This is a genomic window from Klebsiella pneumoniae subsp. pneumoniae HS11286 (assembly GCF_000240185.1).
GTDB classification, from domain to species: Bacteria; Pseudomonadota; Gammaproteobacteria; order Enterobacterales; family Enterobacteriaceae; genus Klebsiella; species Klebsiella pneumoniae.
Window position 1 is genome coordinate 326,808 of the sequence record NC_016845.1, and the last position, 20,778, is coordinate 347,585.

Consider the following 20,778-nt stretch of genomic DNA (forward strand, 5'->3'; position numbering starts at 1 on the left):
GGAGGCGGTTATAAATCGTGACAAAATCTTCACGCCCTCTACATTATTAGCTCAACATATCCTTTTATACTGATTTCCGTCGCGCAAGGTCGTTGATCCCGACCGGGTTCGATAATAGCATCCTGCTATTTCCCTTCTGTAATATCCCCTGTCCCCCTTCCATTCCCAACCGCAGCGATGCGGAGGAGGGGGACCTCCTTATTTTTGCCGCGTGATCTGATAGCGATACTGAGTGGGCGTGAGCGCATGATATTTTTTGAAGGTACGATTAAACGCACTGAGATCGTCATAACCGACCATCATACAAATATCGACGATTCGGTAACCAGGCGTTGTCAGTAATAAACGGCAACACAGCGACATGCGCTGCTGGCGGATATATTCCATTGGCGAACGATCAAAATAATGACGGAAGAGCCGAAACAAATGCCAGGGGGAATAACCAGAGATATCGCTCAGATCGTCGACGGTCAGTTTCTTATCCAGATTATTATCGATCCACAAGAGCAGGTCGCTTAATACCGATTGCTGGAGCGTTTTGCTACGCATAATTGCGGCCAATCCCATAACGCAGGGCTCCCCAATGAGGAGCCCTGGGGTTTATTGAACAGTGAGTGTGCCGTGGCGAACCTGATAATTTTTTTGATTATCAGGGCCAATATAGTCGCTGGCGGGTTTTGCCAGCTGCAGATGACCAAAGGCGGTTGTTTGCTCTGCATGATAATTTTCGCCGTCATTCACGTCGCCGCGCCCGTTATAACGGGCAATGGCCGGGAAGGGATACACCGGACGAGTCGCGATAACAGCTGGAGCGGCGTCAGCGTAAGGCTGACTGACTTTCTGCACGCCGTGAAACTGCGTTTGCGCATCTGGTTTTTCTGTCATCGGCGGCAGGTCGGCAGCGGCTGTTGCCCGTTTGCCGGCCATGATCTCCTGCGGGGCGATGCCTTCCTCGGTCCAGCGCATCAGCGGGGTAAGGAGATCAATTTGATCGTAACCTTCGCCATTACCGCAATGGGCTACCCCAGGCAGCAGGAATAACCGCAGGAAGGTATCCGTTGCGGCATGGCCCATTTCTGCTTCTACGCCGCGATAATAGGCGATAGAAAAGGCCGGGCTGACGGAGTCATCGGCCAGACCGTGCCAGAGGATAAGCTTGCCGCCGCGCTGTTGATAGGCATGAAGATTGGTATTTGCCGCGTTATAGAGCGGCGCCAGTTGGGCGACGGCGTCAAAATTCTGCTGGTTAAGCGGGAAATCCCGCATCGATTGGATCTTCTGTTTTTCTCCTGGCAGGAGCACGGATTGCAGAGCCGGTAGTACCATCATTTCCGACATTGAGTGGCCGGTCGGCGTCTCGGGCACCGGCCAGCGTAGCTCGGAACCCAGCGGCAGACCGCCCGCGACGAACTGGGCGCCGTGGCTGTCGTAAGCGCCGCGGTAGAGCTTTTTCACCACCTCGATCTCTTCCTGCGTCAGGCAGGTAGAACGGTCCCGAGCATCGGCAGGACAGCGGGGGAGCCATGACTCAGAGAACTGACAGGCATACGGATTTTGCAGGATACCATCCTGCACGCCGGAAAGCGTCGGGCAGTGAGCCAGCACGGCCTGGTGAATCAGAGGAAGGCGATTTTTCAGCAGGATAGCGGTACCGTCCGGGCGCTGATTGGCGGCCACATTCCAGCCGTGGAAGAAGGAGTTCTGAAACTGGAAAAAGGCCGCTGGCGCGCCAGCGCTGATACCGTCAAAATCCTGCGGAAAGCGCTGCGCTTCCATCAATGCTTCGCGACCGCCGTCTGAGCAGCCCATAAAGTAGGCATACTTTGGCGGCTGGCGGTAAAGCGTCTGCATCACCGCTTTGGCCAGCACGGCGGTCAGGTGGTTGGCGCGCCAGGCAAAATCGATGCGCTTTTGCGGATCTTCGGCCCATGACGCATCCATCATACTGCCATGGTGCCCCATATCGGTTGCTGCCACCACAAACTCGCCGTTCATTGCCGGCAGGCAGCCGCTGGCATTCGACAGACTCAGGTTAATACTCCCGCACAGTCCGCCACAGCCGACCTGCAAAAAACGTTGACTCCAGCGTTGAGTCGGCAGGGCAATCTGCACGCCAATCTCAGGGGCGATAGTGGCGCTCACCTTGCACCAGCTTCCCTGCGCGGAGGTCTGCATTTCAGTGTGATTGATAGTGACCTTTGCGCCAACGGCCGCGCTGAAGTCGGTAGCGCTTAGCGCATCGCATGTCAGCGCGGGAAGAACGATCGGCAGACTGGCGACAGCCTGCGTGGGTGAAGCGAACGATAACCCGAAGAGGGCGCAGAGGATGATGGGCAAGATTGTCTTGAGTAAGCGTGTCATACGCAGTTCCCTGTGGCTGATGATGGGAGGCGGCAGGATGGCGAAACCTATGCCTCACCTTCCCTGGCGAGGCGCCACTGCTTGGCTATTGTAGATAACGATAGACTTTCCTTGATGCCTTGATAAGGCGACCCTACTGTATTCTGCTATTTTGAGGAAAATATGGAGATGTTTGCCAACGGCGTCTGGCGGTGAATTCGGGGTAGAATGTTGTGATATCAATTGCATAATTTATTCAATTTCTCTTCATTAAATCTGCTGGGTTGCAGGTTATTTTTCTCCCTGTTCCTGGTGATCCCAGAGAGCATCATTCCTAACGAGATCCTTCCCCCTTTCCATTAATAAGAAAGGGGGCTTTTTATTAATAAAACGTTCAGGAAAATCTAAATATAGTACTGGTGTTGGCCATTAGAACAATGCGCTTCAGAAAAAGTTCCATCATTAAATATATTTTTAAAGATGCTTTAATATCCATTTTTTCTCCATTTTGTCGCCATAATTGCATGTAATTCTGCGCCTCGCTCAGGTTATTTTCTGTCGCATATTTTAGAGATGCATCCTGAACAAATAAGCTCAACGCCAGCAGAACACTGCTATTGCTCATTATCTCGTAGACGACACATTCATGTTAAAAAAGACTCATATCATCAGCGGATTATTGATCGCCCCTTTAACGTTATATGCCGCAACATCATATCAAGTTGATGATATCCGTTTTGAAGGGCTACAGCGCGTGACCGTCGGGGCGGCGCTATTAAGTATGCCATTGCACGCGGGAGATGCGGTGACGCCAGAAGATGTCAGCGAGGCAGTGCGCGCGCTGTATGCGAGCGGCAATTTCGAAAATGTGCAGATCCTGCGCGATGGGAAAACGCTGGTGGTGCAGGTTAAGGAACGGCCCACTATTGCCAGCGTCAGTTTTTCCGGGAATAAGGTAGTGAAGGATGATGCGCTAAAGGAAAATCTCACCGCGTCCGGTATTTCTGCAGGTAGTGCACTGGATCGAAATTCGCTTAGCGAAATAGAAAAGGGGTTGCAGGATTTCTATTACAGCGCGGGGAAATACAGTGCGCAGGTTCACGCGGTGGTGACCCCGTTACCGCGTAATCGCGTTGACTTAACGTTCGTTTTTCAGGAAGGCATCTCGGCGAAAATCGCACAAATAAACATTATCGGTAATCAGGCGTTTCGGGAAGAGACGCTCCTGGACCAGCTTCAGCTACGTGATAATGTGCCGTGGTGGAACGTGGTAGCCGATAAAAAATACCAGAAGCAGAAGCTGGAAGCCGATCTGGAAACGCTGCGCAGTTTTTATCTCGATCGCGGCTATGCGCGCTTTGCTATCGAGTCCACGCAGGTCAGTATGACCCCAGATAAAAAATCCCTGTATATCACTATCGCCCTCAATGAAGGCGAACGTTATCGGGTCGACCGAACTCAGGTGACAGGCGATCTGGCTCAGCATGGGCCGGAGATCGAGGCGCTTGCCCAGCCGCTGGCGGGGGCATGGTATAGCGGGGCGCAAGTCACCACGGTTGAAAATGAGATCAAAAAGCACTTTGGTAAGTATGGTTATGCCTGGCCGCAGGTGACGTCCACGCCGGAAATCGATGATGCGCATCACCGCGTGGTGCTGCATATTCAGGTCAACGCGGGCCGCCGCTACTCGGTACGCCAGATCCGCTTTTCCGGTAACGACACCTCCCGGGACGCGGTGCTGCGTCGTGAAATGCGCCAAATGGAAGGGGCGTGGCTCAACAACGAAAAAGTCGATCAAGGGAAGGTACGTCTTGATCGAACGGGTTTTTTTGAGAACGTTGAACAGCAGATCGTTCCGGTCAATGGAACGGCGGATCAGGTCGATGTGGTCTACAAGGTGAAGGAGCGCAACACCGGCTCATTCAATGTGGGCCTGGGATTTGGTACGGACAGCGGCGTGAGCTATCAGCTTGGCGTGACGCAGGATAACTGGCTGGGAACGGGTAATAGCGTTAGCTTCAACGGGACGCGCAACAGCTACCAGTCTTATCTTGAACTGGGGGCGACGAACCCGTGGTTTACCGTAGATGGCATCAGCCTGGGCGGAAAGATTTTTTATAACAGCTATGATGCTTCTGATGCGGATGCCGGGAGCTATAACCAGCAGAGCTATGGTTTAGGTAGTACGCTAGGGTTTCCCATTAGCGAAAATAACTCCCTGAACCTGGGACTGGATTATGTCCATAATCGCCTGACCAATATGGATCCGGAGCTGACGACCTGGCGCTACCTCAGCTCTCGGGGAATCGAGCCCAGCGTGGTGACGAAAGATGGCGACAGCGGCGCAAAATATAGCGCCAACGATTATTTTGTGAGTCTTGGATGGGGCTACAACGATCTCGATCGCGGCTTCTTCCCGCGTGCGGGAAACAAGAGCAGCCTGAGCGGTAAAGTGACGCTCCCCGGTTCGGATAATAGCTACTACAAACTCTCTTTTGACACCGCCCAGTATCTGCCGCTGAGCGAGAACAAGCGCTGGGTCTGGATGGAACGCCTGCGCGCAGGCTATGCCGGCGGGTTAGACGGCAAAAGTGTGCCGTTCTACGATAACTTTTACGCAGGCGGTTCGTCGTCAGTGCGCGGATTTTCTTCTAACACCATTGGGCCTAAAGCGGCCTATTACCGCTGTAACGGTAGCGAAAGCAGCTATAGCGCCTGCCCGCTGGACGCCTCGTCTGATGCGGTCGGCGGGAATGCCATGGCGGTGCTGAACAGCGAATTTATCATTCCAACCCCCTTTGTGAATGATAAGTACGCCGATAGTCTGCGAACCTCGCTGTTTGTTGACGCGGGGACGGTCTGGAGTACATCCTGGCACAACACCGCGCAGACGCTGGCGGCAGGGATCCCTGACTACGGCGATCCGAGTCATATTCGTCTCTCCGCGGGGATTGCCGTGCAGTGGATGTCTCCCCTCGGTCCACTGGTCTTCTCCTGGGCAGAGCCGTTTAAAAAGTACGATGGTGATAAAGCCGAACAGTTTCAGTTTAATATCGGCAAAACCTGGTAGGGCTCCAACGGGGCCTGATAGACCGGCGTGGCTATATTCTGTGGACTGTCCTCCGACATAGCGATTGAGCAGAATATACTCAACCGCTATGTCGATATTATCGCTAAGGAATGCGATCTGGCGGGACACCCGCGACATTTACCCGAGCGCGGTCTGAGGGCCTCGCGGACCTGGTGGCGTACGACGAGGTAACCGCGCAAAAAATAGCTGCCTGCTACTATCCTCTCTTCTTGCCAAACCGCGGGTAATACTCAGTGCTGCATCATCTAATACCAATGACTGAGGCCTCATCCAGAGGGACTAAGACGTATTGTAAATTAAGTTTATATTATCTTATTTTTTATTATATTTTCTTTTTTAAGGGTAATTTGGCTGTTTTTCATCAGGCCTAACCATAAATTTAGAGAGGGAAATGAAACGTTACTAATAATGGAGTATGTCGTTAGGAATTGTCTTAAATCACATAATTGCCAGGGGCGCTTGCGATTTATAACAATGAATGCTATCACTATATATTGTAATAATTTGTAGCATCTTTATAAGGAAGGAATATGAAATGGACTATTCTTAATACCCTGATCTGCCCGCAATCTGGTATCGCCTTCTCGGCTATATCCAGTCTGCGTTTCTTGAAATTTATCATGTGGTACGAGGCTGATGTAATCCTGTTGCCCGGTGAGTCGATAAGACTCTATTCCTCGAGAGTTTTAATTAATGACCAGTATCATTCATTAAAAATCTATAATATTACGGTGTACGACGAGGCGCAGTGGGAAAAATTACGTGAGCGACCATCGTGCCCTTACCATGCCGGTGGCGAGCGGTCTGACTCCTGTTTTTACCAGTCCTTTTGCACGATTAAGCGTTGCCCGAATAATATTCCCCGCAGTGAACCCTGGCGTTAGCCAGTCCACGCCGCCGGTCAGACACCGGCGGCGTGACGTCATTTCGCCAGCAGGGCGGCCAGTCGAGGCTGGACGCTTGCGCAGCCGGCCAGCACGAGGTTGCCTCGCCGCAGGCCCGCATTGGCGAGAAACGCATTGCACGTTCCGCCCGCCTCCTCAATCAATAGCATGCCTGCCAGTGCATCCCAGCTGTTCATATGCGCTTCATAATAGGCGTGGAGCTGACCGGCGGCGACATGCGCCAGCATCAGGGCGCCCGCGCCAAAACGGCGATACTCCAGACCGGCGTCGAGCAGCGTGTCGATAGCCCGGGCGTAGTCGCTGGCCGGGGCCCGGCTGGAGCGCCCCATGCCGATCACCACCGCATCGGGCTCCGGCTCGCGTAGCGTCAGGCGCCGACCGTTGAGATACGCGCCTTCGCCGCGGGCGGCGAAGAAAAATTCATCGCGATCGGGGGCGTAAATGATGCCGAGCGACAGCTCGCCCTGGCACACTCGCGCCAGTGAGATGCACCAGTAATCCATGCCGAGGATAAAGTTGGTGGTGCCATCGACAGGATCCAGCACCCAGACGGTCTGGTCGTTGCCTTCAAAACCGCTCTCCTCGCCGAGGAAACCCTCCTCGGGAAAGTGGGCCTGCAGCCAGCCTTTAATCTCTTGTTCTACCGCGAGATCCGCCTGCGACACAAAGTCCTGGCGCGCTTTTTTATCGACCTGTAATCCCGCATCGCGCAGCGCCTGGGCGTGGGCGCCTGCCTGGCGAATCAAGGCGCATAATGACTCTCGTTGTGCTTCCGTCATAGTCCTGCTCTCAGATAACAAAGGGCGACGTGCGCCGGTGAATTAAGGTTACCTCCACCCAGGTGGTGCGTGAAGGTTGCGAAGGGTCGGCGGCGCGCTCCAGAAGCCGGGCGAGCGCCTGGCGGGCGATCGCCGCCACATCCTGATGTAGCGTGGTGAGCTGATAGCTATATTGCGCGGTCGTCGGCGTGTTATCAAAACCAATCAGCTGAAAATCCGCCGGAGCCTCTCTGCCGCGCTGGCGCATTCCATCGAGAAAGCCACAGGCAAGCTGGGCGTTGGCGCAGAAGATCCCCTCCAGCGCCTCGTCGGCGAGCGCCGCAGCCTGTAACCCGCCCGCGTAACCTTCTTGCTGACAGGCGAGGATCGCCAGGTGGCGTTCGACGTCCACTCCGCGCGTTTGCAGCGCCCGGCCGAACGCTTCCCCGCGCATGCGGCCGGCCCAGGTGGAAGGATGGTGGTTGAGCCAGCCAAAGCGCTGACAGCCGCTGCGCAGCAGCTGGTCGGCGGCCAGTTCGGCGCCGGCGGCGTTGTCAGAACAAACGTAATCCACACCGGGGATCGTCGGCTGACGATTAATGCCCACGACCGGAATATGCTGCTGGACGCACTCGTTCACCAGCGCCTCCGGCGGCTGGCCGGAGGTGACGATAACGCCGGAGACGCGAAACTGAGCGAAACGGCGCAAGGTCTGCGCCAGATCCTGCTCGCTGTGGATCTCGCTCACCAGCGCCTGAAAGCCCTGGCGCTGGATCTCGTTAAGCAGCGCATCAAGCAGGGTACTGCGAAAAGGATCGCTGATGCGCGAGACGATCACGCCGATTAAGTGGCTGCGCTGACGGTTCAGCCCCTGGGCGAGGAAGTTAACCTGATACCCCAGCTCTTCGGCGGCGCGCAGTACCCGCGCCCGGGCGTCGGGAGAGATGCTGCCGTTGTTGCTCAACGCCCGGGACACCACTGCCCGGGAGACGCCCGCTCGCCGGGCAACATCCTGGGCGGTGACGCTGGGTTTGCGTGGGTTCATAGGAGGTACGTCTCGTCAGTGGGCGTGGGACGCGGCAGCGTTAAGGTGAGTCCATCCCGGGAAACGAATAAGCCCGGCCACGGCTGACAGGCCTGCTTTAGCGCCGACAGAGAAGCATCCTCGCAGTGATAGAGCCCCATCGCCGGGAGCTGCAGCGTTCTGAACAGCATCAGGCAGGAGGGGAAATCGCCATGCGAGGCGTCATCGTCCAGGGCTGCTACCGAGGCGCACTCCTGAAACGCCAGCCCGGCGCCGGCCATCAGGGCTATCGAGTCGGCGGTCGGTCGGCCATCGCCGCTGTAAAACAGCGTCTGCCCGGCAATGGTGATGCGGATGGCGCGATTACTCAGCTCATGCTGGGTGGGGGCAGTGCGGATCTGCCAGTCCTGCCACGTCCAGGCTTCGCGGCATTCCTGCCAGTCGATGGTGAAACCAAGGTCCGCCTGCGGCCAGTTCGCCAGCGCGGCCAGCTGCATGAGCACCGGCTGCTGCGCCGGCTGGCAGTAGATAATGACTGGCTTCTGACGGGAATAACTTTTCCAGTGGTTCAGTAGCGCCGTCAGGCCGGTGCAGTGGTCCGGGTGAACGTGGGTGAAGTAGATCGCGTCGATATCGTTGACCTCGCCGCCGCGCTGCCAGAGCGCGCGGGGAACGGTGGGGCCGCAGTCGATTAACCACTGTTTGTTGTCCGCATCGATCACCCGCAGCGCGGAGGTATTTTGCGTGCAGGAAAAGGCGCTCCCGCAGCCAAGCACATCTATTTTCATTTACCCTCGCCAAAATTTTTTGCCGCTTAATTAAATTGTCATAAATACCCGACAAAGTAGGCTCACATCATGTCGAGTCAACGTTGCATTTTTTTTACAGCCAAATGAACACGTGTTCACCTTGCTAAAAAAAATGCCGCAGCAGCGCTTTCAGGTAGCGAATATGAGTTATTTACAGATCTCCGGCCTTAAAATTAGTTATGGCGATAAGGTGGTTTTACATAATATCGATCTGGCGGTAGAGCAGGGAGAGATGATTGCTCTACTGGGCCCGTCGGGATGCGGAAAAACCACGCTGCTGAACGCCCTCTGCGGCTTTATTCCGGTGCAAAGCGGCGAGGTGGCTATTGCCAGCCGAACGATCACTCATCTTGCGCCGGAGCAGCGCAATATCACCATGGTATTTCAAAGCTACGCCCTGTGGCCGCACCTGACGGTAGCGCGCAATATCGGCTATGGCCTGAAGCTGCGCAAATGGCGCGGGGCGGATATCGCGCGGCGGGTGGCGGAGCTGCTGCGAATAGTCAATCTCGAAGGGCTTGGCGAGGTGAAAGTGACCGAACTGTCGGGCGGCCAGCGGCAGCGGGTGGCGCTGGCGAGAGCCCTGGCCATAGAGCCCCAGGTGCTGGTGTTGGATGAGCCGTTATCTAATCTGGATGCCAAAGTGCGCCTGAATGTGCGCCATGAAATTAAATCTCTGCAAAAGAGACTGGGGTTCACGTCATTAATTGTCACCCACGATCAGCAGGAAGCCTTAGTGATGGCGGACCGCATTGCGGTATTAAATCAGGGGCGTATTGAACAAACCGGCACGCCGGAAGAAATATATCAACGCCCCGCGACGCCCTTCGTCGCTGATTTTATGGGGGCCGATAATAAAATAATTTCCGGTGAATTATCCGCTGCCGCAATATCCGGTTTATCTGCCGCTCAGCAGGGTGACAACGTTATTTATTTTCGCAGCGCCGATGCCGCGCTCGCTGAATTAACGCAGCCTGCGCCGCAGGAGGGACTGGCTCTGGAAGGCGTGGTGGAGCAAAGCGCGTTTCTGGGCAATCTGTATCGTCACAGCGTGCGCTGCCATGACCGCCTGCTGCTGGCGGATGCCGCGCAGTGCTGGCCGACAAAAAGCCGCGTTCGGCTCCATGTGCCAACGCCGGCCCTGCATATTTTTCCTTTACCACTATCACAGTGATATCAGCGTGTTCATTCTGGGGACAATCCATGTTGACTAAGACGAAAGCAGCGATCGTAACGACCCTCTTCCTGAGCCTTGGCGCACAGGCCGACACCATTCTCAACGTCGCCACCGCGGGCGATCAGAATATGGTGGATTATGTAAAAACCTGGCTGGGGCCAAAATTTGAAGCCGCTCATCCCGGCGTCAAGGTGCGGGTGATCGGTACCGGCCCCGGCGACGCCGGGTCGAATAAAATTAGCGAGAAGCTAACGGCCCAGCAGGAGAGCGGCGCGCAGCGGTGGGATATCGACGTCGCGGTAGTGCACCAGAAGGCGGGCGGTGAGCAGGTGGCAAAGGGATTGCTGCAAAAATACCGTCAGGATATTCAGACCGGCGGCATGGTGAGTTCGCCGAGCGCCATCCAGGCGCTGGGCGTTAACGTTGACGGATACGTGATGCCGATGTTCTTAAGCCAGACCGCTATCGCCTGGAACAGCGATCTGGTCACTACCCCGCCGACGTCGTATGACGAGCTGGTGGCCTGGACGCAGAAACACCCGCAGGCTTTTGGCTATAACGGCATCAAGAACGGCATGTCCGGCGTCAGCTTTGTGGTGGGCTGGATCTACGCCTACGGGACCGACGCCCAGCGTCTCTCCGCCGGGCCCTATGATAAAAGCGTCGAAAAAGGCTGGCAGCAGGCCTATGAGAAGCTAAAGGCGTTCAATAAAAACGTAACTTTCACCCCGGGCAACGCCGGGACGCTCGATATGCTGAGCCGGGGGGAAATCGCCATGGGCCCGGTGTGGGTCGATATGTTCTATAGCTGGAAAGATCAGGGCAAGCTGCCGCCGTCGATCAAGCTTGCTTTACTGGCGCCGGGCATGCCGGGCCAGCCGATGTATTACGTCATCCCGGCGAAGGCGGCGAATCCGCAGCTGGCGCGCGACTTTATCGCGCTGGCCACCAGCCCGGAAGTGCAGGCGCAGGGGATCGTCAAGCAGTTCAACTGGTATCCGGGCATCGACGCCGGGCAGGTGAAGCCGAAGCTGGATGCGGCGACCTGGCAAAAGCTGTTTGCCGAAATCTCGCCGGAAGCGCTGGCGAAGTATGGCAAAAGCTTCCCGATCGCCCCCTACTTTGACGATATCAAAGAGGGTTACGAAAGCCAGGTGGCTAATTAAACCTTTTTCCAGCCCGGGCCGCCGTCCCGGGCGCTTGCTTGTGCTGACGCCAGGTTTATTATGTCCAGTTCATTAAAATATCTGCTGCTGGTTGCCCCGGCGGCGCTGATGATCGCGATCCTGTTTTTGTATCCGCTGGGGTTTTCGCTGGTCTCGGCGTTTACCGCGCCGGGACAGCCGTTCACCCTCGATCACTTCCGCAAGGTCTATGCGCTCTACGCCAGCGATGTGCTCTTTTCGCTGCTTATCGTGCTGATCTCAGTGGCGCTGTTAGCGCTGCTCGCCATTACCCTGTCGGCAGTGATTGCGCTGTCACCCTGCCGACCCGTTGTGCGTTTGCTGGGTTTTTTGTATCGCCTGCCGCTGTTTATTCCTTTTATCGTTGTTGCCCAGATGATGCGCACTTTTCTCGCCAAAAATGGCCTGATGAACAATGCGCTGGTGGCGGCCGACCTGGTCACGCCGCTGGAGACGCTCTCCTGGCTGGGATGGAAAGGGATAGTGATCACCTTTGTCTGGAAGCAACTGGCCTTTGCCACGCTGCTGATCTGCGGGGCGATGGCGGCGCTGGAGTCGTCGCAGATCCTTGCTGCACGTAATCTTGGCGCCTCCCGGCCGCGGATCCTGTTCGATATCATGCTGCCGCAGGTCCTGCCGACTATCGGCGTGGCGCTGGTGCTGTCGACGGTGACCATGATGTCGGTGCTGTCGGTACCGTTGATGATCGGCGTGGGGGCCCCGACGATGCTAACCGTGGATATGGCATTTCGCGTCAATTCCTATGGTGATTACGCGGTAGCGAATGCGCTTGGCGTGGTGTCGCTGGCGATCTGCGGCGCGCTGTCGTGGTTTTACCTGCGCCACAGCCTGCAGCAAAAAGGCGGTGAATCATGAAAGCGCTGGCCCTCGTATCAACCTCGGCATGGTGGGTGAAAGGGCGCCGTAAAGTGCGCGCCAGTCCGGTGCTACAGACCCTGCTGCTGCTGTTTATGCTGCTGGCGATGTTTGGTCCGCTGCTGAACCTGTTGATCTGGACCGTAGCGGAAAGCTGGTATTTTCCCCATTCGCTGCCCAGCCGGTGGGGGCTGAAGTACTGGTATCAGGTTTTCAATCCATACAGCGATGTCTCCAGCTCGCTGTTAACCAGCGTGCTGATCGCTCTGTTATCGGTGGGGGTCTGTTTGCTGATTTCCGTACCCGCCGGCTATGCGCTTTCCCGGCGGAAAATGCCATTACGGATGCTGTTCATGCTGCTATTTCTTATCCCGCAGGCCTTTCCTAACCTGACGGTATACATGAATGTTGCCAGATTGTTTTATCAGTGGGGATTGAACGGCAGTATCGCAGGGGTGGTGCTGGTGCATAGCGTCCACGGTCTGATGTACTCGGTGTGGATCTGTGTGGCCGCGTTTTCAGCCATCGACCCGCTGCTGGCGCGGGCATCGCGTAACCTGGGCGCCGGGCCGGTGTATACCTTCTGGCACATTGTGCTGCCGCAGGCGGCGCCGGGGATCGTTGCCGCCAGCATCTTTGTTTTTCTGGAGTCGCTGGATGAGTTTACCGGCACTTTCTTCGTCGGGGCGCCGGATATCACCACGCTGCCGCTGCTGCTCTATAACGCCAGCATGTCGGGTAACTATCAGGTCTCGTCGATTACCGCGCTGATTTTGCTGGTCCCATCGCTGCTCTTTATGGTGGTGATCCATAAATTTATGCGTCCGGAGATGATGGCGAAATTAGGGAAATAAGGGCTGCAGAAAACGAAAAAGCTTCCCGTCGGGAAGCTTTTTAACCTCAGGTCATCATCATTGGCCACTCTGGCGGCGTCTGACTCATGACTTCAATCATCACATCTTTGATATTGCCCCAGATTTTGGCTATATCAAGCAGGGTGATACCGAGCAAACCGGTGGCGAACCAGCAGGCGGCGGCCAGGCCGAGGCAGCTGCAGATCACCGCCAGACCGGCGTAATCGCTTTTGCGAAGCTGAATATTCAGTGAGCTGGCGAGAAACATCAGTACCGCGCTCACCAGGGGCCAGCGCAATAATACGACACTGGTAGTAATGGAAGCCATTAACCTATCCTCAAAGAAAGTCGGGAGCCATGGACGACCTGACGCGACTGACGATGGCATAGCGCTCTGGTCTCAACTGGCGTACTAGAGAGTGATGAAACGCCATTTCTGTTTCATCAACTTGTGTGAACTATATCACACTTGGCGCTTTATTCACCAGTCAAAAAATGAGCTTTTGCTGCGTTTAATAACTATGAAATTTGTGTGGATATTGGTGAGCAACCCCGGGAAGCATATTTTCATTCACTGCCTAATGATTATTATTCTGCGGGTTTTATTACCTGTTCTTGTTTATTACACGGAGAAACCGAGTCAGATGCGCGTCTATTCTTAATCTTGCCGGAATATCTTCCGAATACCTGATAAATAAGTATTATTCATCACCATCAGAGGTAAAACTGACGCTCGTGAGGGCTGTCGGATGTCAGCTGATGTCTATCGCAATCGCGATTGCTAACGTGTTCGGGCTACCTTAATTAAGGCATATCGCATGGATGTAAGCGTAAATGGGTGACAGTGCGCCGCATAAGGCGCTAAGACTCATCGGAACAGGTTTGGTTATTTTATTGCCAGTGGTGCTGGCATTGTGGTTTGCCCAGCTGCGGGCTAAAGCCGAAACCATTGATCAATTACACTCATTTTCGCAGCTGGCGCTGCAAAAAACGGAAATGGTCATCCGGGAAGCGGATCAGGCTCGGGCTAAAGCCAGCCAGTATCGCGGTGAGTTGTGTTCAGCGGATCACCAGCGTTATTTACTGCATATTGTGCGCGGCCTGCTGTATGTGGAAGATCTGATCTACGCTAACGGCCAGCGCTTTATCTGTTCAACGTCCGTTCATCAGCAAACCGGCTGGCGGATGCCGGCGGCTAATTACACCAAAAAGCCGGATGTCGCGATTTACTATTACCGGGACACGCCGTTTTATCCGGGCTTTGCCATGAATTATATGCAGAAGGGGCCCTATGTTGTGGTGGTTAATCCCTTCTCGTACAGCTCGGTGATCGCCAGCGACCGCGATTTAGCCTATGGCGTTTTCGATACCAAAACCAACCTCTTTTTCTCGGTAAGTAACAATGTCGAGCCCGCGGAACTCCATGCGTTAATTCGCGAAGGCGATACCTTTTTTAATCAGAATGGCCGGGTGTATACGATCGCCCGCTCCGCTATTCGCCCCATCGCCGTCATTATGTCCACCTCGCGGGCCAGCTACTATCACAACTTTTGTGACCAGGCCAGTCTGACGCTGCCGCTGGGGATAATTTGCAGTATTTTACTGGTGCTGGTGTGGTCGCGCACCCGCCGACAGTATCACTCGCCGCGCAATATGCTGCAGCGGGCTCTGAGCTGCCGCCAGCTGCGCCTGCACTACCAGCCGATTATCGATATTAAAAATAACCGCTGCGTTGGGGCGGAAGCGCTGCTGCGCTGGCCTGGGTTTGACGGTCCGGTGATGAACCCGGCGGAGTTTATTCCGCTGGCGGAAAATGAAGGCATGATTGCCCAGGTCACGGACTACGTGGTGGATGAACTGTTTTATGAAATGGGTGAGTTTCTGGCCAGCCATCCACAGTTGTATATAGCCATCAATCTCTCTGCGTCGGATTTCCATTCGGCGCGGCTGATTTCACAGATCAGTGAGAAAGCGCACAGCTACGCGGTCTGTATCGGACAAATCAAAATCGAAGTGACCGAGCGCGGGTTTATCGACGTACCGAAGACCACGCCGGTGATCCAGGCGTTCCGCGAAGCAGGCTATGAAATTGCCATCGACGATTTCGGCACCGGCTACTCGAATCTGCATAATCTGCACGCGCTGAACGTCGATATCCTCAAAATCGATAAAACCTTCGTCGATACGCTCACCACCAACAACACCAGCCACCTGATTGCTGAACATATCATCGAGATGGCGCGCGGGTTGCGGTTAAAGACGATTGCAGAAGGCGTGGAGACGCCGGAGCAGGTAAGCTGGCTCTACAAGCGCGGCGTACAGTATTGCCAGGGCTGGCTGTTTGCGAAAGCGATGCCGGCGCGGGAGTTTATGCAGTGGTTAGCCAATGCTCCCGCGCCCGCGAACGTGCCTCAGCCGCCGCGTCACGCGGAGATCTGATGGCGATAGTCGCTGGGAGTGCGGTCAAACTCGCGGCGGAACACCCGGGAGAAGGTTTGCTGCGAGACGTAGCCCAGATCCATGGCGATATCAAAGATCGGCCGCTGGGTGGTTCGCAACGCTTCCGCCGCCAGCAGCAGGCGGCGCTGGCGAATATAGTCCCCCAGCGTCTGATGCATCACGGTACGGAACATCCGCTGCAGGTACCACTTCGAGTATCCTGACTTTCTGGCGACTATATCAATGTTAAGTGGTTGATCGATATGTTCATCAATCCATTCAATCAAAGTTTGAATAATATCCTGATGGGACATAAAGCGGCCTCTCTCAATTCTCGATTCGTCGTTTTGTCTGCAGGCGAGTATAATTCCTCAAGTTAACTTGAGGTAAAGCGCTTTATGGAAAAGAAATCACCCCGCATCAAAATGCTGTTGACGCCTGGAGAAGTGGCAAAACGAACCGGCGTGGCGGTCTCGGCCCTCCATTTTTATGAGAGTAAAGGACTGATCCACAGTCAGCGGAATGCCGGCAATCAGCGGCGCTACCGGCGTGACGTTCTGCGCGCGGTGGCGATTATCAAAATTGCGCAACGTATTGGCATCCCGCTGGCCACTATCGGCGACGCGTTTGGCGTGCTGCCGGAAGGGCACAATCTCAGCGCAAAAGAGTGGAAGATGCTGTCATCGCAGTGGCGTGAGGAGCTGGATCGGCGCATTCATACCCTGACGGCGCTACGCGACCAGCTCGACGGCTGTATCGGCTGCGGCTGTTTATCGCGACGCGACTGCCCGCTGCGCAACCCGGGCGATAAACTGGGGGAAGAGGGAACCGGCGCCCGGCTGCTGGAAGACGAGTGATAAAACTAAAGCGCCACAACTGGGCGCTTTAGTTGTTTTCCGGTCTTGGTCTTTCGCATTATCTCGCTGGTTCGCGAGAGGGTTTCCCCCGACGTCGACGTCCCTCAGTATTGCGCAATCTGTTGATGGAGGTTCCGGTTTGCGTCGACACTTTAACTATGGCATCTGCCGTCGCTTTTTCCTCACTATTTTGCTGAAATTTTCCCGGCAATGAGCGCCTGTTTCTATAGTTAATTTGAACAAACTACGGGAGAGGCTCATGCTGACGGTACATCATCTTAATCAATCACGATCGCAACGCGTACTGTGGGCACTGGAAGAGCTGCAGCTGCCTTATCAGATAGTCCGCTATCAGCGGGAGAAAACGATGCTGGCGCCGGCGGCGCTGAAAAAAATCCATCCGTTGGGCAAATCACCGGTACTGGAAGATAACGGCTATGTGCTGGCGGAGTCCGGGGCGATCCTCGAGTATTTGCAGGAAACCTGGGACAGCGGCGGGTTGTTGAAGCCGCAGGGAATTGACGACAAACTGCAGTACCGCTTCTGGCTGCACTATGCCGAAGGCTCGCTGATGCCGCTGCTGTTAATGAAGCTGGTGTTCGCCAGCCTTGGCAAACCCCCTGTGCCCTTTGGCGTTCGCTCGCTGGGTTCGCTGCTGGGAAAGGGGATACAGAAAACGTGGCTCGATCCGCAGCTGGCCACCCATGCGCGGTTCATTGACGACCATCTTGCCGCACGGCCATGGTTCGCTGGCGAGCGGCTGAGCATGGCCGATATCCAGATGAGCTTCCCGGTGATGGCATTGTTGGCGCGCGGCGGCATGCATGACCTTGTCCATATCGAGGCCTGGCGTCAGCGAGTGGAACAGCGACCGGCCTGGCAACGCGCCATCGAGCGCGGCGGCCCCTTCACCTTACCCGGCGCCTGAGATATCAGCGGATCCGATGACGTCGATAAATGAAAGCAACTCACTAAAAAATTGTTAGCGGATTGCGCATGGACGATAACGTTTGCGCATCGTCTGGTTGTTTTCTGTTCGTCATAAGCGAAATTTAGCGAAATACGATAAACATCGGTTGAAAAGGGTTATCTAAAGGCCGGATAATCGTTTGCCTTTCTGTTTCGCTCCCCCTTTTTTCTGCTGTCCGGGGGAGGCGATAAGGTTGACCACCGTAGTGTATGCGCGGAGTTAAACGTTTGCTTTTTTGCGGCCCCCCTGGCGCTGCGATTCGGTACATGGAGATCGCGTTTAACTGGCAGTGGACGGTCCACCACGCATATCAACGAACGATAAAAATTTTCAGGGGAAGTTTTCTATGTCTACGCCTTCAGCGCGTACCGGCGGCTCATTGGACGCCTGGTTTAAAATTTCGGCGCGCGGCAGCACCGTGCGTCAGGAGATTGTTGCAGGTCTTACTACCTTTCTGGCGATGGTGTACTCCGTCATCGTGGTGCCGGGCATGCTCGGTAAAGCGGGCTTCCCGCCGGCCGCGGTGTTTGTCTCGACCTGTCTGGTAGCGGGCGTTGGCTCGCTGGCGATGGGATTATGGGCGAATCTGCCGATGGCGATCGGTTGCGCTATCTCGTTGACCGCCTTCACCGCCTTCAGCCTGGTGCTGGGGCAGCAGATCAGTATTCCGGTAGCCCTCGGCGCAGTATTCCTGATGGGGGTCCTGTTTACGGTGATCTCGGCAACCGGCATCCGCAGCTGGATCTTGCGTAACCTGCCGCAGGGCGTGGCGCACGGTACCGGGATCGGCATTGGCCTGTTCCTGCTGCTGATCGCCGCCAACGGCGTTGGTCTGGTGATCAAAAACCCGCTGGACGGTTTGCCGGTGGCGTTGGGCAACTTTGACAGTTTCCCGGTGGTGATGTCGCTGATTGGCCTCGCGGTGATCATTGGTCTGGAAAAAATGAAGGTGCCGGGCGGCATTCTGCTGACCATTATCGGCGTGTCGATTGTCGGCCTGATTTTCGATCCCAACGTCCATTTCTCCGGCATTTTCGCTATGCCATCCCTGAGCGATGGCCAGGGTAATTCCCTGATCGGCAGCCTGGATATCGTCGGCGCGCTCAACCCGGTCGTGCTGCCAAGCGTGCTGGCGCTGGTGATGACGGCGGTCTTTGACGCCACCGGTACCATCCGCGCGGTGGCTGGCCAGGCGAACCTGCTGGATAAGGACGGACAGATCATCAACGGCGGTAAAGCGCTGACCACCGACTCCCTGAGCAGCGTCTTCTCCGGTTTAGTCGGGGCGGCGCCGGCGGCGGTTTATATCGAATCGGCGGCGGGTACCGCGGCCGGTGGTAAAACCGGTCTGACCGCGGTGACGGTCGGTGTCCTGTTCCTGCTGATCCTGTTCCTCTCCCCGCTCTCTTATCTGGTGCCGGCCTACGCGACCGCGCCGGCGCTGATGTACGTTGGCCTGCTGATGCTGAGCAACGTGGCGAAAATCGATTTCAATGACTTTGTTGACGCGATGGCTGGCCTGATCACCGCGGTGTTTATCGTGCTGACCTGTAACATCGTGACGGGCATCATGATCGGTTTCGCGACCCTGGTTATTGGCCGTCTGGTCTCCGGCGAGTGGCGCAAACTGAACCTCGGCACGGTGATTATCGCTGTGGCGCTGGTGGTGTTCTACGCCGGCGGCTGGGCGATTTAAACCCTTCGTGCTCCTCACGGGCGGCTCAGGCCGCCCGTTTTATTTTTAAGCCACATCCTGTTTCCATTTGCGTTAATCTGGGTAGCGTATGATTCACAGGCACGACGCCTTACAGGTATAAAAGAAAACGCAGCAAACAGGGAACACATGGAAATATTCTTTACCATCCTCATCATGACCCTTGTGGTCTCACTCTCCGGGGTAGTGACGCGCGTACTGCCCTTTCAGGTTCCACTTCCACTGATGCAAATCGCCATTGGCGCGCTTCTGGCGTGGCCGACCTTTGGTTTGCACGTTGAATTTGATCCAGAGCTGTTTCTGGTACTGTTTATCCCGCCGCTGCTATTCGCCGACGGCTGGAAAACGCCAACCCGCGAATTTATTGAACACGGGCGCGAGATCCTCGGCCTGGCGCTAGCGCTGGTGGTCGTGACGGTGGTCGGCATCGGCTTTCTGATCTACTGGATTGTACCGGGCATTCCGCTGATCCCGGCGTTCGCGCTGGCGGCCGTGCTGTCGCCGACCGACGCCGTGGCGCTTTCGGGCATCGTTGGGGAAGGGCGGATACCGAAGAAAATCATGGGCATTCTGCAGGGGGAGGCGCTAATGAACGACGCCTCCGGCCTGGTCTCGCTCAAGTTTGCCGTCGCGGTGGCGATGGGCACCATGGTCTTTACCGTTGGCGGCGCCACCGTAGAATTTCTGAAGGTGGCGATTGGCGGCGTGCTGGCCGGGTTTGTGGTGAGCTGGTCGTATGGCCGCTCGATGCGCTTCCTCAGCCGCTGGGGCGGGGATGAACCCGCCACGCAGATTGTCCTGCTGTTCCTGCTGCCGTTTGCCTCCTATCTGATTGCCGAACATATCGGTGTCTCCGGCATCCTGGCGGCGGTGGCGGCGGGGATGACCATCACCCGTTCCGGCGTGATGCGCACCGCGCCCTTGGCCATGCGCCTGCGCGCCAACAGCACCTGGGCAATGTTGGAGTTTGTCTTCAACGGCATGGTCTTCCTGTTGTTGGGCCTGCAGCTGCCGGATATCCTCTCCAGTTCGCTGGTGGCGGCGGAGGCCGACCCCAACGTTGAGACCTGGATGCTGTTTACCGACATTATCCTGATCTATGCCGCGCTGATGCTGGTGCGTTTTGGCTGGCTGTGGTCGATGCGTAAGCTCAGTCAGCGCTTCCTGAAGAAGAAGCCGATGGAGTTTGGCTCCTGGACTACGCGCGAGCTGCTGATCTCCTCCGTTGCCGGGGTGCGCGGGGCGATTACCCTCGCCGGTGTGCTCTCCATTCCTCTGCTGCTGCCGGACGGGAATGTCTTTCCGGCGCGCTATGAGCTGATTTTCCTCGCCGCCGGGGTGATCCTGTTCTCGCTGTTCGTCGGGGTGATTGCGCTGCCGATCCTGCTACGTCACATTGAATCGAGCGATAATGTGCAGCAGCGGAAAGAGGAGCGTCTGGCGCGCGCGGCAACGGCTGACGTGGCGATTGTGGCGATCCAGAAGATGGAAGAGCGTCTGGCGGCGGATACCAAAGAGAATATCGATACCCAACTGCTGACCGAAGTCAGTTCGCGGGTGATCGGTAACCTGCGCCGGCGCGCCGATGGGCGTAACGACGTGGAAACCTCTATGCTCGAAGAGAGTCTGGAACGCCGCTTCCGCCTGGCGGCGCTGCGCTCTGAGCGCGGCGAGCTGTATCATCTGCGCGCCACCCGGCAGATCAGTAACGAGACGCTGCAGAAGCTGCTCCACGATCTCGACCTGCTGGAAGCGCTGTTAATCGAAGATCAATAACCTG

Annotated in this window: 20 protein-coding genes; 12 read left to right on the top strand and 8 right to left on the bottom strand. The window is 56.0% G+C overall.

The annotated features are described in order from the left end of the window. Positions 1–198: 198 nt before the first annotated feature. Together KPHS_02870 and KPHS_02880 are read right to left on the bottom strand one after the other, a co-directional pair. Complete coding sequence (locus KPHS_02870; RefSeq protein YP_005224587.1) at positions 199–567, bottom strand: helix-turn-helix transcriptional regulator; 369 nt, start codon at positions 565–567, stop codon at positions 199–201. A 33-nt stretch (positions 568–600) separates the two neighbouring features. Continuing rightward, on the bottom strand, positions 601–2,361 hold the full coding sequence (locus KPHS_02880) for a putative hydrolase (RefSeq protein YP_005224588.1): 1,761 nt from the start codon (positions 2,359–2,361) through the stop codon (positions 601–603). Positions 2,362–2,583: 222 nt separating this feature from the next. Between KPHS_02880 and KPHS_02890 the strand changes: the two genes are divergently transcribed. Continuing rightward, on the top strand, positions 2,584–2,703 hold the full coding sequence (locus KPHS_02890; protein YP_005224589.1) for a hypothetical protein: 120 nt from the start codon (positions 2,584–2,586) through the stop codon (positions 2,701–2,703). Between the two features lie 31 nt (positions 2,704–2,734). Here KPHS_02890 and KPHS_02900 read toward each other — a convergent pair whose 3' ends face one another. Continuing rightward, positions 2,735–2,965 (bottom strand): prepilin peptidase dependent protein C, encoded by a 231-nt coding sequence (locus KPHS_02900; RefSeq protein YP_005224590.1) that lies wholly within the window; start codon positions 2,963–2,965, stop codon positions 2,735–2,737. A gap of 21 nt (positions 2,966–2,986) precedes the next feature. On the opposite strand from KPHS_02900, the gene KPHS_02910 reads away from it, so the two are divergent. Continuing rightward, positions 2,987–5,410, top strand: a complete 2,424-nt coding sequence (locus tag KPHS_02910; RefSeq protein ID YP_005224591.1) for a putative outer membrane antigen — start codon at positions 2,987–2,989, stop codon at positions 5,408–5,410. A gap of 551 nt (positions 5,411–5,961) precedes the next feature. Further along, positions 5,962–6,315 carry an anti-adapter protein IraM gene (locus KPHS_02920; protein ID YP_005224592.1) on the top strand — a complete coding sequence of 118 codons (354 nt, stop codon included), beginning with the start codon at positions 5,962–5,964 and terminating at the stop codon, positions 6,313–6,315. A 38-nt stretch (positions 6,316–6,353) separates the two neighbouring features. On the opposite strand, the gene KPHS_02930 is transcribed toward KPHS_02920, so the two are convergent. The 3 genes from KPHS_02930 to KPHS_02950 are packed head-to-tail and all read right to left on the bottom strand — an operon-like array spanning position 6,354 to position 8,894. After that, complete coding sequence (locus tag KPHS_02930; RefSeq protein YP_005224593.1) at positions 6,354–7,115, bottom strand: inositol monophosphatase; 762 nt, start codon at positions 7,113–7,115, stop codon at positions 6,354–6,356. Positions 7,116–7,125: 10 nt separating this feature from the next. Next, complete coding sequence (locus tag KPHS_02940) at positions 7,126–8,139, bottom strand: mgl repressor, galactose operon inducer (protein YP_005224594.1); 1,014 nt, start codon at positions 8,137–8,139, stop codon at positions 7,126–7,128. After that, a complete protein-coding gene (locus KPHS_02950; protein YP_005224595.1) occupies positions 8,136–8,894 on the bottom strand; it encodes a ribonuclease Z in 759 nt (252 codons plus the stop codon). Before KPHS_02950 ends, KPHS_02940 begins: the two co-directional genes overlap by 4 nt. Before the next feature lie 124 nt (positions 8,895–9,018). On the opposite strand from KPHS_02950, the gene KPHS_02960 reads away from it, so the two are divergent. From KPHS_02960 to KPHS_02990, 4 genes are read left to right on the top strand one after another with little or no spacing between them, the layout of a single operon-like run. After that, positions 9,019–10,101 carry a putrescine/spermidine ABC transporter ATPase gene (locus tag KPHS_02960; RefSeq protein YP_005224596.1) on the top strand — a complete coding sequence of 361 codons (1,083 nt, stop codon included), beginning with the start codon at positions 9,019–9,021 and terminating at the stop codon, positions 10,099–10,101. A 29-nt stretch (positions 10,102–10,130) separates the two neighbouring features. Further along, positions 10,131–11,270: a periplasmic maltose-binding protein gene (locus tag KPHS_02970; RefSeq protein YP_005224597.1), complete on the top strand. Its 1,140-nt coding sequence runs from the start codon at positions 10,131–10,133 to the stop codon at positions 11,268–11,270. 60 nt (positions 11,271–11,330) lie between these two features. Next, positions 11,331–12,164 (top strand): ABC transporter permease, encoded by an 834-nt coding sequence (locus KPHS_02980; RefSeq protein ID YP_005224598.1) that lies wholly within the window; start codon positions 11,331–11,333, stop codon positions 12,162–12,164. Then, positions 12,161–13,018, top strand: coding sequence for an ABC superfamily ATP binding cassette transporter permease protein (locus KPHS_02990; protein ID YP_005224599.1), 858 nt, complete (start codon positions 12,161–12,163; stop codon positions 13,016–13,018). The genes KPHS_02980 and KPHS_02990 overlap by 4 nt, the downstream gene beginning before the upstream one ends. Before the next feature lie 46 nt (positions 13,019–13,064). On the opposite strand, the gene KPHS_03000 is transcribed toward KPHS_02990, so the two are convergent. Next, complete coding sequence (locus KPHS_03000; RefSeq protein YP_005224600.1) at positions 13,065–13,346, bottom strand: YjcB family protein; 282 nt, start codon at positions 13,344–13,346, stop codon at positions 13,065–13,067. Between the two features lie 506 nt (positions 13,347–13,852). On the opposite strand from KPHS_03000, the gene KPHS_03010 reads away from it, so the two are divergent. After that, entirely contained in the window at positions 13,853–15,457 is a 1,605-nt protein-coding gene (locus KPHS_03010; protein ID YP_005224601.1) for an EAL domain-containing protein, read from the top strand. Here KPHS_03010 and KPHS_03020 read toward each other — a convergent pair. After that, a complete protein-coding gene (locus KPHS_03020) occupies positions 15,442–15,771 on the bottom strand; it encodes a DNA-binding transcriptional regulator SoxS (protein YP_005224602.1) in 330 nt (109 codons plus the stop codon). The two genes, KPHS_03010 and KPHS_03020, sit on opposite strands and share 16 nt — an antisense overlap. 84 nt (positions 15,772–15,855) lie before the next feature. Here KPHS_03020 and KPHS_03030 point away from each other — a divergent pair, with 84 nt between their 5' ends. The 4 genes from KPHS_03030 to KPHS_03060 all read left to right on the top strand — a co-directional run bounded on the left by KPHS_03030 (position 15,856) and on the right by KPHS_03060 (position 20,774). Further along, positions 15,856–16,314, top strand: coding sequence for a redox-sensing activator of soxS (locus KPHS_03030; protein YP_005224603.1), 459 nt, complete (start codon positions 15,856–15,858; stop codon positions 16,312–16,314). A gap of 259 nt (positions 16,315–16,573) precedes the next feature. Next, on the top strand, positions 16,574–17,242 hold the full coding sequence (locus KPHS_03040; RefSeq protein YP_005224604.1) for a putative S-transferase: 669 nt from the start codon (positions 16,574–16,576) through the stop codon (positions 17,240–17,242). A 388-nt stretch (positions 17,243–17,630) separates the two neighbouring features. Further along, a complete protein-coding gene (locus KPHS_03050; RefSeq protein YP_005224605.1) occupies positions 17,631–18,980 on the top strand; it encodes an NCS2 family permease in 1,350 nt (449 codons plus the stop codon). Between the two features lie 147 nt (positions 18,981–19,127). Continuing rightward, complete coding sequence (locus KPHS_03060) at positions 19,128–20,774, top strand: putative sodium:hydrogen antiporter (RefSeq protein ID YP_005224606.1); 1,647 nt, start codon at positions 19,128–19,130, stop codon at positions 20,772–20,774. Positions 20,775–20,778: the final 4 nt, after the last annotated feature.